The sequence below is a fragment of the Isoptericola sp. NPDC056605 genome, assembly GCF_042792795.1.
GTDB lineage: Bacteria > Actinomycetota > Actinomycetes > Actinomycetales > Cellulomonadaceae > Isoptericola.
Window position 1 is genome coordinate 99,264 of the sequence record NZ_JBHTVT010000004.1, and the last position, 13,181, is coordinate 112,444.

Annotated in this window: 12 protein-coding genes and 1 riboswitch; of the genes, 2 read left to right on the top strand and 10 right to left on the bottom strand. The window is 75.0% G+C overall.

Going from position 1 to position 13,181, the window contains the following annotated elements:
- Positions 1–90: 90 nt before the first annotated feature.
- From ACFQ8Y_RS06005 to ACFQ8Y_RS06025, 5 genes are read right to left on the bottom strand one after another with little or no spacing between them, the layout of a single operon-like run.
- A complete protein-coding gene (locus ACFQ8Y_RS06005) occupies positions 91–1,515 on the bottom strand; it encodes a M20/M25/M40 family metallo-hydrolase (RefSeq protein ID WP_430584917.1) in 1,425 nt (474 codons plus the stop codon).
- On the bottom strand, positions 1,512–3,242 hold the full coding sequence (locus tag ACFQ8Y_RS06010; RefSeq protein WP_430584918.1) for a dipeptide ABC transporter ATP-binding protein: 1,731 nt from the start codon (positions 3,240–3,242) through the stop codon (positions 1,512–1,514). The genes ACFQ8Y_RS06005 and ACFQ8Y_RS06010 overlap by 4 nt, the downstream gene beginning before the upstream one ends.
- Positions 3,239–4,156, bottom strand: a complete 918-nt coding sequence (locus ACFQ8Y_RS06015) for an ABC transporter permease (protein WP_430584919.1) — start codon at positions 4,154–4,156, stop codon at positions 3,239–3,241. Before ACFQ8Y_RS06015 ends, ACFQ8Y_RS06010 begins: the two co-directional genes overlap by 4 nt.
- Positions 4,153–5,133, bottom strand: a complete 981-nt coding sequence (locus ACFQ8Y_RS06020) for an ABC transporter permease (protein ID WP_430551159.1) — start codon at positions 5,131–5,133, stop codon at positions 4,153–4,155. The genes ACFQ8Y_RS06015 and ACFQ8Y_RS06020 overlap by 4 nt, the downstream gene beginning before the upstream one ends.
- 4 nt (positions 5,134–5,137) lie before the next feature.
- On the bottom strand, positions 5,138–6,775 hold the full coding sequence (locus tag ACFQ8Y_RS06025; protein ID WP_430551158.1) for an ABC transporter substrate-binding protein: 1,638 nt from the start codon (positions 6,773–6,775) through the stop codon (positions 5,138–5,140).
- Positions 6,776–6,847: 72 nt separating this feature from the next.
- A riboswitch (SAM riboswitch) is annotated at positions 6,848–6,961 on the bottom strand.
- Positions 6,962–7,142: 181 nt separating this feature from the next.
- On the opposite strand from ACFQ8Y_RS06025, the gene ACFQ8Y_RS06030 reads away from it, so the two are divergent.
- Together ACFQ8Y_RS06030 and ACFQ8Y_RS06035 are read left to right on the top strand one after the other, a co-directional pair.
- The gene (locus tag ACFQ8Y_RS06030) at positions 7,143–8,411 is read left to right on the top strand and encodes a carotenoid oxygenase family protein (protein WP_430584920.1); all 1,269 of its coding nucleotides are present in this window, start codon (positions 7,143–7,145) and stop codon (positions 8,409–8,411) included.
- A gap of 50 nt (positions 8,412–8,461) precedes the next feature.
- A complete protein-coding gene (locus tag ACFQ8Y_RS06035) occupies positions 8,462–9,328 on the top strand; it encodes a GntR family transcriptional regulator (protein WP_430584921.1) in 867 nt (288 codons plus the stop codon).
- 6 nt (positions 9,329–9,334) lie between these two features.
- On the opposite strand, the gene ACFQ8Y_RS06040 is transcribed toward ACFQ8Y_RS06035, so the two are convergent.
- The 5 genes from ACFQ8Y_RS06040 to ACFQ8Y_RS06060 form a co-directional block, all read right to left on the bottom strand.
- A complete protein-coding gene (locus ACFQ8Y_RS06040; RefSeq protein ID WP_430551155.1) occupies positions 9,335–9,790 on the bottom strand; it encodes a DUF4395 domain-containing protein in 456 nt (151 codons plus the stop codon).
- 61 nt (positions 9,791–9,851) lie between these two features.
- Positions 9,852–10,298, bottom strand: a complete 447-nt coding sequence (locus tag ACFQ8Y_RS06045; RefSeq protein WP_430551154.1) for a thioredoxin family protein — start codon at positions 10,296–10,298, stop codon at positions 9,852–9,854.
- 108 nt (positions 10,299–10,406) lie between these two features.
- Positions 10,407–11,543 carry an LLM class flavin-dependent oxidoreductase gene (locus tag ACFQ8Y_RS06050; protein WP_430584922.1) on the bottom strand — a complete coding sequence of 379 codons (1,137 nt, stop codon included), beginning with the start codon at positions 11,541–11,543 and terminating at the stop codon, positions 10,407–10,409.
- Positions 11,543–12,679, bottom strand: coding sequence for an LLM class flavin-dependent oxidoreductase (locus ACFQ8Y_RS06055; protein WP_430584923.1), 1,137 nt, complete (start codon positions 12,677–12,679; stop codon positions 11,543–11,545). Before ACFQ8Y_RS06055 ends, ACFQ8Y_RS06050 begins: the two co-directional genes overlap by 1 nt.
- Positions 12,680–12,721: 42 nt before the next feature.
- Entirely contained in the window at positions 12,722–13,159 is a 438-nt protein-coding gene (locus ACFQ8Y_RS06060) for a rhodanese-like domain-containing protein (protein ID WP_430584924.1), read from the bottom strand.
- Positions 13,160–13,181 lie beyond the last annotated feature (22 nt).

The following is a 13,181-nucleotide window of genomic DNA, read 5'->3' on the forward strand; positions in this document are numbered from 1 at the left end:
CGGTGGCGACCCATCGCGCCGGTCCCGGCGGGCCGTCCCCGGGAGTCGCGGGGCCGGGGACCCTGGCGGTGGCCGTTCCCATGCCCGCCCTCAGCGCAGGAACGTCGTGACGACGTCGTGCAGCGCGGCGGTGGTGAGCTCGAGGGAGGCGACGTCGACCCGCTCGTCGTTGCCGTGGAAGAGCCCGCGCCAGGTGCCGGGGTCCCAGTCGGCGCTGAGCAGCCCGAAGCCGTAGGCCGGGACGCCGCGGCGCCGGTAGAACCGCCCGTCGGTGCCGCCCGTGCCGAGGGTCGGCACCACGGGGGCGCCCCCGGTGCGGGCCGACACCGTCCGCTCGATGACGCGGTACAGGTCGTTGTCCGTGGGCGACAGGGAGGACTCGCCGAACCGGTCGCCCACGATCTCGACGTGCTCCGCCAGGTCCCCGAGGGTCTCGGTGAGCAGCGCCTCGACGTCGCCGGGCCGGGTGCCCGGCAGGACGCGGATGTCGAGCGTGATCTCGGCCAGGCCCGGGATGACGTTCGGCTTGGACCCGGCGCCGATGACGGTCGGGGCGAGCGTCGTGTGCGTCGTGGCGTGCGCGACCGCGCCGAGGGCGCCGAGCCGCGGGAGCGCGTCGTCGAGCCGCTCCGGGTCGAGCAGGGCGGCGCGCAGGTCGGGCTCCGGCGCCAGCGCGTCCACGTACCGGCGCCAGAGGTCGCCGACGACGACGGGGCCGCGGGCGGCGGCGATGCGCCGCACCACCTCGGCGGCGATGACGATGGCGTTCCGGCTGCCCCACGGGCCGGAGCCGTGCCCGGGCCGGCCGTGCACGCGCAGCAGCCGGCCGGCGCCGCCCTTCTCCCCCACGGCCAGCGTCCGCGCCCCGAGCGGCCCCACGGGCACGCCGCCGGACTCGGTGAGCACGTGGTCGGCCCGCACCAGGTCCCACCGATGGGTGGTGAGCCAGTCGACCCCCCACACGCTGCCGTGCTCCTCGTCCGCGACGGCGGCGAGCAGCAGGTCGCCGCGCGGCGGGCGGCCGGAGGTCGCGAGCGCCCGCGTCACGACGGCGTAGGCCGCCGTGAGCCCGAGCATGTCGATCGCGCCCCGGCCCCAGACCCAGCCGTCGACGAGCTCGGCCCCGAACGGGTCGCGGCTCCAGCCGTCCGGCTCGACGGGGACGACGTCGGTGTGCCCGACCAGGCCGAGGCTCGGCGCCGTCGGGTCGGTGCCGTGCACGCGCGTGACCAGCGACGTGCGCCCGGGCTGCGGCTCCACCCGCTCGAGCTCCAGCCCGGCGCCGTCGAGGAAGTCCGCGATGGTCTCCGCGTTGCGGACCTCCTGGCCCGAGCCCACCGTGCCGTCGTTGACGCACGCGTTGCGGATGAGCGCCCGCAACAGCTCGACCGTCTGGCCCGCGAGCACCTCCTCGGTCGTGAGCCGCCGCCCGCCGCTCGTGGGCGCCGCCGTCGTCGTGGAGGTCGTCGTGGAGGTCGTCGTGGAGGTCGTCGTGGAGGTCGTCGTGGTCGTCATACCGTCTCCAGCCTCTGCACGGCCCGGCGGCCGGGGATGGCCGCGACGAGCTCGCGCGTGTACTCCTCCTGCGGGTCCAGCAGGATCTGGTCCGCCGCACCCTGCTCCACGAGCCGGCCGCGGCTCATCACGCCGACCTGGTCGGCCACCTGCCGCACGACCGCGAGGTCGTGCGAGATGAACAGGTACGCGAGCCCGTGCTCGGCCTGGAGCCGCACCAGCAGCTCGAGGATCTGCGCCTGCACCGAGACGTCGAGCGCGGACACGGGCTCGTCCAGCACGACGAGCTCCGGCTGCAGGGCCAGCGCCCGCGCGATGGCGACGCGCTGGCGCTGCCCGCCGGACAGCTCCCGGGGGCCGCGCCGCAGCACGTCGGCCGGCAGCGCGACGTCCTCGATCAGGGCCCGCGCCCGGTCGGCGCGCTCCGCGCGATCGCCGACGCCGTAGGCGCGCAGCGGCTCGGCCACGATCTGCTCCACCGTGAACCGGGGGTCGAGCGACGCGTACGGGCTCTGGTACACCACCTGGAAGCCCCGTCGCAGCGCGCGCAGCTCCCGTCCGCGCGCGTCCGTGATGTCCTCGCCGCGGAAGACGACGCTCCCGGCCGTGGGCTGCTCGAGACGCAGCGCCAGGCGCGCCGTCGTGCTCTTGCCCGAGCCGGACTCCCCGACCAGGGCGTAGGTGCGCCCCCGCCCCACCGCGAGGCTCACGTCGTCGACCGCGACGAGGGTGCGGCGCTCCGCCCCGCGCGGCAGTGGGAACTCCTTGCGGACGCCGTCGAGCGCGAGCACCGGCGACGCCGTGCCCTCCGCGGAGGACGGCGCCGGCTCCGCGCGCCGCTCGGCGTCGGGGGCGGAGCCGCGGTCGCCGCCGACGACGACGAGGCGCGAGCTCGCCAGGCTCGGCGCGGCCGCCAGGAGCGCGCGCGTGTACGGGTGCTGCGGGTCGGCCAGCAGGCGGGCGGCGGGGCCCTCCTCGACCACCAGTCCCTGCTCGAGGACCACGATGCGGTCGGCGCGGTCGGCGGCCACCCCCAGGTCGTGGGTGATGAGCAGCACCGCGGTGCCCGTCTCGCGCACGAGCGAGTCGAGGTGGTCCAGGATGCGGCGCTGCACGGTGACGTCGAGGGCGCTGGTCGGCTCGTCCGCGACGATCAGGCGGGGCCCGGCCGCGATGGCGATCGCGATGAGCACCCGTTGACGCAGGCCGCCCGAGAGCTGGTGCGGGTACTGGCGCGCCCGCGCCGCGGGGTCGTCCACGCCGGCCTGGCGCAGCAGCTCGACGGCGCGGACCTTGGCGTCCGCGCGGCGCGCCAACCCGTGGATGACGAGCACCTCGGCGACCTGGTCCCCCACCCGGACCACCGGGTTGAGGGAGACGGTCGGGTCCTGCGGCACCAGGCCCACGTGGCGGCCGCGCACGTCCTGCCACTCCTTCGCCGTGAGGTCGGACAGGTCCCGGCCGTCGAGCCGGATGCGGCCGGCCGTGACCTCGCCGCCGCGGGGAAGCAGGTGCAGGGCGGCGTGCGCCGTCGTGCTCTTGCCCGAGCCGGACTCGCCGACCAGGGCCACCACCTCTCCCGCCCCGACCCGCAGGTCCACGCCCCGCACGGCGGGGCGGGTGCCGCCGTCGGCGGCCCGGTAGGCCACCTCGAGGCCGCTGATCTCGAGCACCGGGGTCTGGGGCGCGGGCGCCTCCGCCGCCGGCGGGCGTGCTGCTCCGGTCACTGGTCCTCTCCCGACTTCTCCAGGGCCCGCGACACACGGTTGGCGGCGAGCACGACGGCCACGATGACGAGCCCGGGCAGGGTGGTGAGCCACCACGCGGTGGCGAGGTAGTCGCGCCCGCCGGAGACGAGCGCGCCCCACTCGGGCGCTGGTGGCGGCGTGCCGTAGCCGAGGAAGCTCAGCGCGGACACGGCCAGCACGGCGGTGCCGAAGTCGAGGGCGACGAGCGCCAGCACGGGGCCGGAGGAGTTCGGCAGCACGTGGCGCCCGAGCACGGCGGGCCAACGTAGCCCGGACGCCCGGGCCGCCTCGACGTACACGGAGGTCGACACGCGCAGCACCTCGGCCCGCATGACGCGGGCGAAGGTCGCCACCGAGCCGATGCCCACCGCGATCGCCACCTTGACCGGCCCGAAGCCGAGCGCGGTGATGATCGCCAGGGAAAGCAGGATGCTCGGGATCGCGAGGAGCATGTCGACCAGCCGGCCGATCACGTCGTCCACCCAGCCGCGCAGGAAGCCCGCGAGCAGGCCCAGCAGGGAACCGAGGACGAGGCCGACGACCACCGCGAGCGCCGTCGTGCGCAGCGTGAGCGACGCGCCGTGCACCACCCGGGCGTACACGTCGCGCCCCAGGTGGTCGGTGCCGAACCAGTGCGCGCCCGACGGCGCCTGCAGCCGGTCGGCGGGGACGCCGCCCAGCGGGTCCTGGGCGGTGAACGCCTGCGGCACGACCGCCCAGGCGGCGACGAGCAGCAGCACGGCCACGGCGACCAGCAGCCCCGGCCGTCGCAGCACGTGGCGGACGGCGCGGACGGCGGCCCGGGGGCGACCGTCGCGCGCCGCGCCGGCGGCGGTCGCCGGGACGGGAGCGGCGGCCCGGGCCGCGGGCCGGGAGAGGGTCTGGAGCGTCATGCGGTCACCGCCGTGGGTCGCCTCGTGCGGGCCCGGCGCGGGGCCCGCACCTGGATCCTGGGGTCGAGCAGGGGGTAGACGAGGTCGACCACGAGGGTGACGACGACGAAGACGAGCGCCGACAGCACGACGATCGCCAGGACCACGGGCACGTCCTGCTGGTTGACCGACTGCACGGTGAGCCGGCCGAGCCCGACGCGGGAGAACACCGTCTCGGTGACCACGGCGCCCCCGAGCAGGCCGCCCACCATGACGCCGAGCACGGTGAACGCCGGGATGGCGGCGTTGCGCAGGGCGTGCGCGAGGTGCACCCGGGTGCGGCTCGCGCCCTTGGCCCACGCCGTCTCGACGTAGGGCTCGCCGAGCGTGCCCCGCAGGGAGCGGGACAGGATCTGGGCGAGCTGGGCCCCGGCCGGGACGGCGAGCGTGATCGTGGGCAGCACGAGGCTGATCGCGCCGTCGTTGCCGATCGCCGGGAACACCGGCACCCGGAACGAGAACCACTGCAGCAGCACCAGGCCCACGAAGAACGTGGGCAGCGCGACCCCGAGCGGCGGCAGCGCGGACAGCGCCTGGCGCAGGAACCGGGCCCGCGGGAAGACGCTGGCCACGGCGACCGCGGTGCCCCCGACGACGGCGACCACCAGCGCCGTGCCGGTGAGCTTGAGCGTCTCGGGCAGGGCCTGCGCGACGAGCGTGGTCGCGGGTGCGCCGCTCACGTAGGAGGTGCCGAAGTCGCCGGTCAGCGCGGCGAGCAGGGCGGCGCCGTACTGCACGAGGACCGGGCGGTCGAGCCCGTACTCGGCCCGCAGCGCGGCCAGCTGGGCCGGGTCGACCTGGTTCACCTCGCCGCCACCGGACGCGACCAGGGCGGCCGGGTCGCTGGGCAGCAGGTAGAGGACGAAGAACGCGACGGTGAAGGCCGCCCAGAGGACGAACACCCCCTGCCCGGCGCGCCGCAGCACGTAGCGGGTCATCCGGTCACTCCTCACCCGCGCCGTCGGTGACCCAGGCGTCGTAGAAGTCCAGGCGCGAGGACGCCTCGAACGTCAGGCCCTGGACGCGGTCGCTCGCGGCGATCGTGGTGGACAGCTCGTAGACGGGGATGGCGTGCCCGCGCTCGATGAGGAGCCTGGACGCCTCGGCCACGAGCTTCTTCCGCTCCTCGGGGTCGGTGGCCGCGGCGGAGTCGTCCAGGAGCTGGTCGACCTCCTCCGCGTCGCGCTGGTTGATGTTGCGCGCGTTCGCCGAGAAGATCGTGCGCAGCACGTCGGCGTCGGACCGGGTGAGGTTGTAGTAGTCGAAGTCGAAGTCGCCGGCCTCGTTCGCCGCCTCCTTCTCGGCGACGGTCACGTGCTTGAGCTGCAGGTCGACGCCGATCTGGCGCAGCTGCTGCTGCACGAGCTCGAGCGGCTCGGGCACCTGCCAGAACGTCACGGTCGTGGTGAGCGTCTGCCCGTCCTTCTCCCGGATGCCGTCGGCGCCCTCGACCCAGCCGGCGTCGTCGAGGATCTTCTTCGCGCCCTCGGGGTCGTAGGCGAGCAGGTCGTCGGCGCCCTCGAACAGCGGCGTCGAGTGGGAGAGCACGCCCGTGGCCGGCTGGTCCTGCGGCGTCAGCACCGTGTCGACGATCTGCTGGCGGTCGATCCCCTTGACGAGCGCGGTGCGCACGGCCTCGTCGGCGGCCAGCGGGCTGGACTCGTTCGGGAAGAGGTTGAACACGACGCCCGGGTTGGCGCGGTACTGCAGCCAGAACCCGTTGCCGTCGAACTGCGGCAGGTCGACGGCGTTCAGCGCGGCGGTGGCGTCGATCTGGCCGGACTGCAGGGAGCCGGTGCGCACGCCGGCCTCGGGGATGACCTTGAAGGTCACGGTGTCGAGGTAGGCCTCGCCGGTGTGCGCGTTCGCCTCCGAGCCCCAGGCGTAGTCCTTGACCTTCTCCAGGACGATCTCCTGGTCCTGGGCGTAGGTCTGCACGGCGAACGGCCCGGAGCCCACGTACTTGCCGGCGCACCGGTCCTCGGCCGAGAGCTTCGCCGAGCCGGGCGACAGCAGGCCGAGGGAGAACGTCGACGTGGCCTGGAGGAACTGCGCGCTGGGCTCGTCGAAGTCGACGGTCACGGTGTGCTCGTCCACCACGGTGGTGCCCGCGTAGCCGACCAGGTACTGCGACCCGAGCGACGCCACGGCGCCGAGGTCGACGATAGCGTCGAAGTTGGTCTTGACGGCCTCGGCGTCGATCGGGGTGCCGTCGGCGAAGGTGGCGTCGTCGCGCAGGTGGAACGTGTAGCTGGAGGCGTCGTCGTTCACCTCCCAGCTCTCGGCGAGCCAGGGCAGGATCTCGCCCGACTCCGGGTCCTGGGCGGTCAGGGAGGCGACGGTCTGCCGGGCGGCCGCGATCGCGTCGTTGTTGCCGACCTGCTGCGGGTCGATGCAGTGCGAGTCCACCGTGATGGCGAACGTCAGGTCGCCGCCGGCGACGGGCTCGGCGTCGGCCGACGCGCCGGTACCGGTCGCGTCGGCGCCGCTCGAGCAGGCGCCCAGCAGGAGGCCGGCGGCCGAGGCGGCCGCGGCCAGCCCGAGGGTCCGGCGGCGGTGGGTGCGAGGGGTGGTGGTCATCGCGTGGCGTTCCTCGTGGTCGTGGCGGGTCGTCCCGGCCCCGGCACGCTGCCGGGACCCGGTGGACGACCGGAGCCGTGCTTACCCCGCCGCGGGCGCGGCAGGGTCAGGTCGTTCCCGGAGCACCCCGTCACGTCGAAGGGTTGCTGGCCAGCGAGCCGGGCCTGGGTGCTGGCGCTCGTCACCTGGGCGGCAGGGAAGCGGTCCGGAGCCCGCGAGTCAAGGAATGCCGTGGTCGTCTCATATCTCGGATGCCTCCCCCTCGGGCCGGGCGTCACGCCGTCCACGCGCCCGCTGCACTAGTGCACAGCCGCCGAGCGTCCCGCGTCTGCCCAGGTCAGGGGGCGTGCGTTCCTACGGTGAACCCATGCGCTACCTGGAAGGGCCGTTCGAGCCCGTCACCGAAGAGATCACCGCCTACGGCCTGCCCGTCACCGGGCGGATCCCGGCCGAGCTGAACGGCCGCTACCTGCGCAACGGGCCCAACGCCCTGGGCGTGGAGGATCCCGGCGTGCACATCTGGGGCATGGGCCAGGGCATGGTGCACGGGGTGCGGCTGCGCGACGGCCGGGCCGAGTGGTACCGCAACCGCTTCGTCCGGACGTCGGGCTTCGCGCCCATGGTCCACGTGATCGAGCACGCGCAGCGCACGTTCGCCCTGGCGGAAGGCGGCCTCCCGCCCGCGGAGCTGGACGAGGAGCTGAACACGCTGGGGTCGTGCGACCTCGGCGCCACCCCCGAGGGGTTCATGGCAGGGGCGCACTCCAAGCACGACCCGCGCACCGGGGAGCTGCACTCGCTGTCGTACATGCCGGGCCGCGACGTCGTGCAGCACATCGTGACCGACGCCGGCGGGACGGTCACCGGCACCACCTCGATCCCGATGACCCGCACGCCGTTCATGCACGACTTCGCGCTCACCGAGAGCCACGTCGTGCTCTGGGACACGCCGCTCGGCTTCGACGGCCTCGAGTGCCGCTGGCTGCCGGACCACCCGACCCGGGTGGGCGTCATGCCCCGGGCGGGAGGCGAGGTGCGCTGGTTCTACGTCGACCCCGTCCACGTCAGCCACACGCTGAACGCCTACGACGACGGCGACTCGGTGGTGGTCGACGTCATCACGGCCGACGGACCGTTCGACCCCGCCGCGCCCGGCGCGATCCGCCCGATGCTGGACCGCTGGACGATCGGGCCGGGCACGATCCACCAGCAGCGGGTGGACGACCGGCCGCAGGACTTCCCGCGGGTGAACGAGTCGCGCCTGACCCGCCCCTACCGCTTCGGCTACTCGGCGGCGACCGCCCTCTACGGGGTGCCGTTCGAGCCCGAGGGGGCGCCGGGCGACGACTCCTTCACCAACGCCCTCGTCAAGCACGACCTCGCGCACGGCACGTCCGAGGTGCACCGCTTCGGGCGGGACGAGGCAGTCGGCGAGGCCGTGTTCGCCGCGGCCGGGGCCGACGGTGCCGTCGAGGACCACGGATACCTGCTCACCTACGTCCACAACCCCTCGCGGAACGCCAGCGACCTGGTGATCCTCGCCGCCCAGGACTTCACCGGCGCGCCCGTCGCCCGCGTCCACCTGCCGGCCCGGGTGCCCCTCGGTCTGCACGGCAGCTGGCTCCCGGACCGATGACTCCCGACCGACGAGTCTCGGTGCCGTCGACGCCGTGGCAGCATGACGCCGTGACCGACACGCCGCGGTACCTCGTGATCGTCGCCGACCTCGAGCGGCGCATCGCCGACGGCGACCTCCAGCCCGGTGATCGCGTGCCCACGACCCGGGCGATCGTGCACGAGTGGGGCGTCGCGATGGCGACCGCCACCAAGGCCCTGGCCACGCTCCGGCAGTCGGGCGCGATCGAGACGGTGCCCCGGGTCGGCGCGGTGGTCGCCTCTCGCAGGCTTCCGTCGCGCGCGACCGGAGGGCTCGAGCGGGACCAGGTCGTCCGCGCGGCGATGAGCGTCGCCGACACGAGCGGCGTGCCCGGCCTGTCCCTGCGGGCGGTCGCGGCCGAGCTCGGCGTCGCGACGATTACCCTGCGCCGTCACCTCGACGGCACGACGGAGCTCACCCAGCTCGTCGCGGACGCGGCGTTCGCCGAGATCGTCTACCCGGAACCGCCGCCCGGCTGGCGCTCCCACCTGAGGACCGCCGCTCATCTCCAGTGGGAGACCTACCAGCGTCACCCCTGGTTGCCGCGCCTGGTGTCCATCCTCCGACCCGCGACCCTGCCCGGACTCCTGGAGTACGGCGCATGGACCCTGCGCGCGCTCGACGATCTCGGCCTGGACCCGACCACCCGGCTGCACGTGTACGGGACCCTGGTCAACTACGTCCGCGGCACCGCGATCAACATCGAGGCCGAGGCGGGCGCCGAGGCGGACACCGGGATGACCAGCAGGCAGTGGTCCGTCGTCCGGCGCGCGGTCGACGGCGCGCTGGTCGCCCAGGTGACGCCGCCCGGCACGGAGCTCGACCTCGAGTCGCTGTACACCTTCGGTCTGGAGCGTCTGCTCGACGGCCTGACGCTGCTGCTCACGCCCCGGTAGGGGTGTTCAGCCTCGGCGCAGGCGGGCGCCCAGCAGGTACAGCTCGCACCCGAGGCACAGCCCGACGACGGCGTTCAGCCCGGCGGCCACGAAGGCGAGGCCGGCGGCCCAGGGCACGGCGGCGAGCACGCCCGCCAGACCGAGGACCACGCCGACGCCGGTGACGACCAGGCCGACGAGCTGGGCGAACCGCGGCGGCCGCGGGTCCTCGAGCTCGGCGGGCGGCGCGAGCCGGGGACGGACGAGCGTCTTGAAGAGCCAGCCCTGCACCGTGCCCTGCGCGCCGCGCACGGCGCCCAGGAGGAACCCGGCCGCCACGACGGCGAGCAGCACGAGGCCGGCGGTGCTCGCCCCGAGGAGCACGACCACGGCGAGCAGCAGCGACGTGATCCCGGCGCCCACGCGCGGCCCCCGCGGGTCGATGCCGGCCGGCGCCTGCGTGGTGGTGGTCTCGCGGGTCATCGTCGCCTCCTGCGGCGGGTCGGGTCAGGCGGGTCGGGTCAGGCGGGCCGGGCGGGTCGGGTCAGGCGACGCCGGCGGGTACCGGGAGGGCGGCGGCCAGCGCCTGGCGCGCCTGGGCGGGCGACATGCCGCCGCTGCTGCGGGCGGCCTGCGCCCCGGTGGCGTCGAGCACCAGCACCGTCGGGGTGCTGAGGACGCCGAGCTCCCGCACGAGGTCGAGGTGGTCGTCGACGTCGAGCTCGTGGTGCTCGACGCCGGCCTCGCGCTCGGCGAGGCCGCGCAGCACGCGGGCGGTGGCGCGGCACGGGGCGCACACCTCGGCGGACAGCTGGACGAACGTGGCCCGCTCCCCCAGCCGGACGCCGCGGGCCGCCCAGTCCACGCCGGGGTCGCGTCGGGCGGGGGTCGTGCGGACGCGGCCCTGGCGCGCCTTCCAGAGCGCGCCGAGGACGACGGTCCCGAGGACGAGCACCCCCAGCACCACGAGCTGGGTCGGCTGCACGGTCATGGTTCCCTCCCTCGCCACGGTCGACGTCCGCGGCCATTCTCCTCGTCGCCCACCATCCGGTCGACGGGGTGCCCGCATGGCGGACACCTCGTCGACCGGATCGCGGAGCTAGGCGGGCACCGCCGCCACGCGGTCGCCGGGGTGCCCCGCCGCGGTGAACCCGGCGGCCCGGCGCGCGTCGTGGGGACCCCAGAGCGTCGTCGACACCTCGGCGCGCACCAGCGGCGCCACCTCGGCGGCGAACCGGCGCAGCACGTCCTCCTGGTGGGACGGCTCGAGCAGGTGGTTCACCGACACCGACTGCAGCACGTGCCCGAAGGTCCCGTGGTAGTCGAGGATCTTCTCCGCCACCCGCTCCGGCGAGCCGACCAGCGCGGGCCCGCGCTCCACCGCGTCCTCGATCGTCTCGAAGGCGAGGGCCTTGCCCACGTGCGTCGCGGGGTCGTAACCCCGGGCCCGCAGCCGCGCGACCTGCCCCTCGTACAGCGGGCGGTACTCCTCGATCGCCTGCTCGGTGGTGTCGGCGAGGAACAGCCCGCCCGACCCTGCCCCGACGAACCCCTGGGCCGGGTCGTGCCCGGCCGCCGCGTACCGCTCGCGGTACCGGTCGATGAGCACCCCGTAGCTCTCCCGCGGCTGCAGCGCGTTGGCGCTGACGATCGGGTCGCCCCAGCGGGCGGCCAGGTCGACGGCGAACTCGCTCGTCGCGGAGCCGTGCCAGATGCGGAACGCCCCCGCGTAGGGGCGCGGCAGCGTGGTGGCGTGCTCGAGGGCGTGCCGGTGGCGGCCGGACCACGTCACGTCCTCCTCCGACAGCAGCAGGCGCAGCAGCTCGTAGTTCTCCTCGAGGTACTCGTACTGCCGGGCGATGTCGAGGCCGAGCAGCGGGTACTGCAGCTCCTCGTTCCCCTTCCCGATGACGATCTCGAGCCGCCCGCGGGAGAGCTGGTCGACGGTCGCGAGGTCCTCGGCCACCCGGATCGGGTCGAGCAGCGAGAGCACGGTGACGCCGGTGGACAGCAGGATGCGCTCGGTCCGGGCGGCGACGGCGCCGAGGATCACCGTGGGCGCGGACGACAGCACGTCGCCGGCGTGCCGCTCCCCCACGGCGAACGAGTCGAAGCCGAGCTCCTCGGCCAGCGCGGCGTGGTCGACGACGCGCGCCAGCCGGTCCGCGGGCGGCACCGTCTCCCCCGTGACGGGATGCGGCGGGTTGAAGACGATGTCGAGCAGCTGGAAGCGCATCAGGCGACGCGCTCCTCGGCGCCGGCCGTCGCCGTCTCGGCCGCGACGCGGTCGCGCGCGGCGACGCCCTCGCGCACCAGCGGGATGACGTACCGGCCGAAGTCGATCGCGTCGTCGAGCAGGTCGTAGCCGCGGGCGGAGATGACCCGCACGCCCAGGTCGTAGTACGCGAGCAGCGCCTCGGCGACCTGCTCCGGCGTGCCGACCAGCGCGTTGGAGTTGCCGGCCCCGCCGGTGGCCTTGGCCGTCGCGGTCCACAGCGCGGTGTCGTACCGCTCGCCCTCGGCGGCGATCTCGAGCAGCCGCTGCGACCCCGCGTTCTCCGGCCTGTCGATCGGGTGCCGCCGGGAGAGCTGCCCGCCGAGCTCCGCCTTGCGTGCCTCGATGCGGTCCAGCACGCGGTGCGCCTTCTCCCACGCGAGCTCCTCGGTGGGGGCGACGATCGGGCGGAACGCGGCGTGGATGCGCGGCGGCGTCTCCCGGCCGGCGGCAGCGGCCTCGGCGTGCACGCGGTCGATCTGCTCCTTCGTGCGCGCCAACGGCTCGCCCCAGACGGCGTAGATGTCGGCCTCGGCCGCGCCGACCCGGAACGCGGCGTCCGAGGAGCCGCCGAAGGAGACCGTGGGCACGTGGCCCTCGAACGGCTTCGCGTCGAGCACGAAGTCCTCGAAGTCGTAGAACTGCCCGTGGTGGTCGAACGCCTCCGGGCTGGTCCACGCCTGCTTGACGATCCGGATGTACTCGTGGGTGCGCGCGTACCGCTCGTCCTTGGTGAGCCGGTCGCCCTCGCGCCCCTGCTCGTGGTCGTTGCCGCCGGTGATGAAGTGCACCGACAGGCGTCCGCCGGAGAGCTGGTCGAGGGTGGCGAACGTCTTCGCGGCGTACGTGGGGTACGAGACGTTCGGGCGGTGCGCCAGCAGCAGCTCGATGCTCTGCAGCCTCGCGGCGGTGTGCGCGGCGAGGGCCGCCGGCTCGGGGCCGGAGGACCCGTAGGCGAACAGCACGCGGGTCCAGCCGTTGTCCTCGTGGGCGCGCACGATGCGCTCGAGGTAGGCGGGGTCGAACGCGGCGGTGGTGCGGGCCGACGTCTCGGAGGCGTCGTTCGTGGTGGCGATGCCGAGGAACTCGACGGGCATGGGGGTCTCCTTCGCAGGGTACGGCGGGCGCGAGCGGGGCGGTCAGGCGCCGGCGGCGGGGTCGTCCGCCGGGGCGGTCGCCGGCAGTCCGGCGTCGCGCCAGGCGGGGAACCCGCCGTCGACGTGCGTGACGTCGGTGTAGCCGCGGGCCGCCAGAGCGGCGGCGACCGGCCCGGAGCCGTTCACCGACCCGCACACGACGACGACCGGGGTGTCGAGCGAGACCGCGGGCGCGCCGGCCGGGCCGAAGAGGGCGTCCAGGTCGTCGCGGTCGACGAGCGTGGCCCCGGGGATGTCGCCGGCGGCGGCGCGGCCGCGCGCCGACCGCACGTCGACCAGCAGGGCACCGCGCTCGACGCGGGCGCCGGCCGCGCGGGCGTCCTGCGGAGGCGGGGCCGTCGCCGCGTCCTTCGCGGGCGTCGTGCCGGTCGTCGGGTCGGGCGTGGTGGTCTCGGACGTGGTGGTCTCGGACGTGGTCATGAGGTCCTCCTCGAGGGTGGTC

Bases quoted from the DNA above. Each gene is read 5' to 3' on its own strand.
- ACFQ8Y_RS06005 (WP_430584917.1), bottom strand. From the start codon at position 1,515: ATGACGACCACGACGACCTCCACGACGACCTCCACGACGACCTCCACG.
- ACFQ8Y_RS06015 (WP_430584919.1), bottom strand. From the start codon at position 4,156: ATGACGCTCCAGACCCTCTCCCGGCCCGCGGCCCGGGCCGCCGCTCCC.
- ACFQ8Y_RS06020 (WP_430551159.1), bottom strand. From the start codon at position 5,133: ATGACCCGCTACGTGCTGCGGCGCGCCGGGCAGGGGGTGTTCGTCCTC.
- ACFQ8Y_RS06025 (WP_430551158.1), bottom strand. From the start codon at position 6,775: ATGACCACCACCCCTCGCACCCACCGCCGCCGGACCCTCGGGCTGGCC.
- ACFQ8Y_RS06030 (WP_430584920.1), top strand. From the start codon at position 7,143: ATGCGCTACCTGGAAGGGCCGTTCGAGCCCGTCACCGAAGAGATCACC.
- ACFQ8Y_RS06040 (WP_430551155.1), bottom strand. From the start codon at position 9,790: ATGACCCGCGAGACCACCACCACGCAGGCGCCGGCCGGCATCGACCCG.
- ACFQ8Y_RS06045 (WP_430551154.1), bottom strand. From the start codon at position 10,298: ATGACCGTGCAGCCGACCCAGCTCGTGGTGCTGGGGGTGCTCGTCCTC.
- ACFQ8Y_RS06050 (WP_430584922.1), bottom strand. From the start codon at position 11,543: ATGCGCTTCCAGCTGCTCGACATCGTCTTCAACCCGCCGCATCCCGTC.
- ACFQ8Y_RS06055 (WP_430584923.1), bottom strand. From the start codon at position 12,679: ATGCCCGTCGAGTTCCTCGGCATCGCCACCACGAACGACGCCTCCGAG.
- ACFQ8Y_RS06060 (WP_430584924.1), bottom strand. From the start codon at position 13,159: ATGACCACGTCCGAGACCACCACGTCCGAGACCACCACGCCCGACCCG.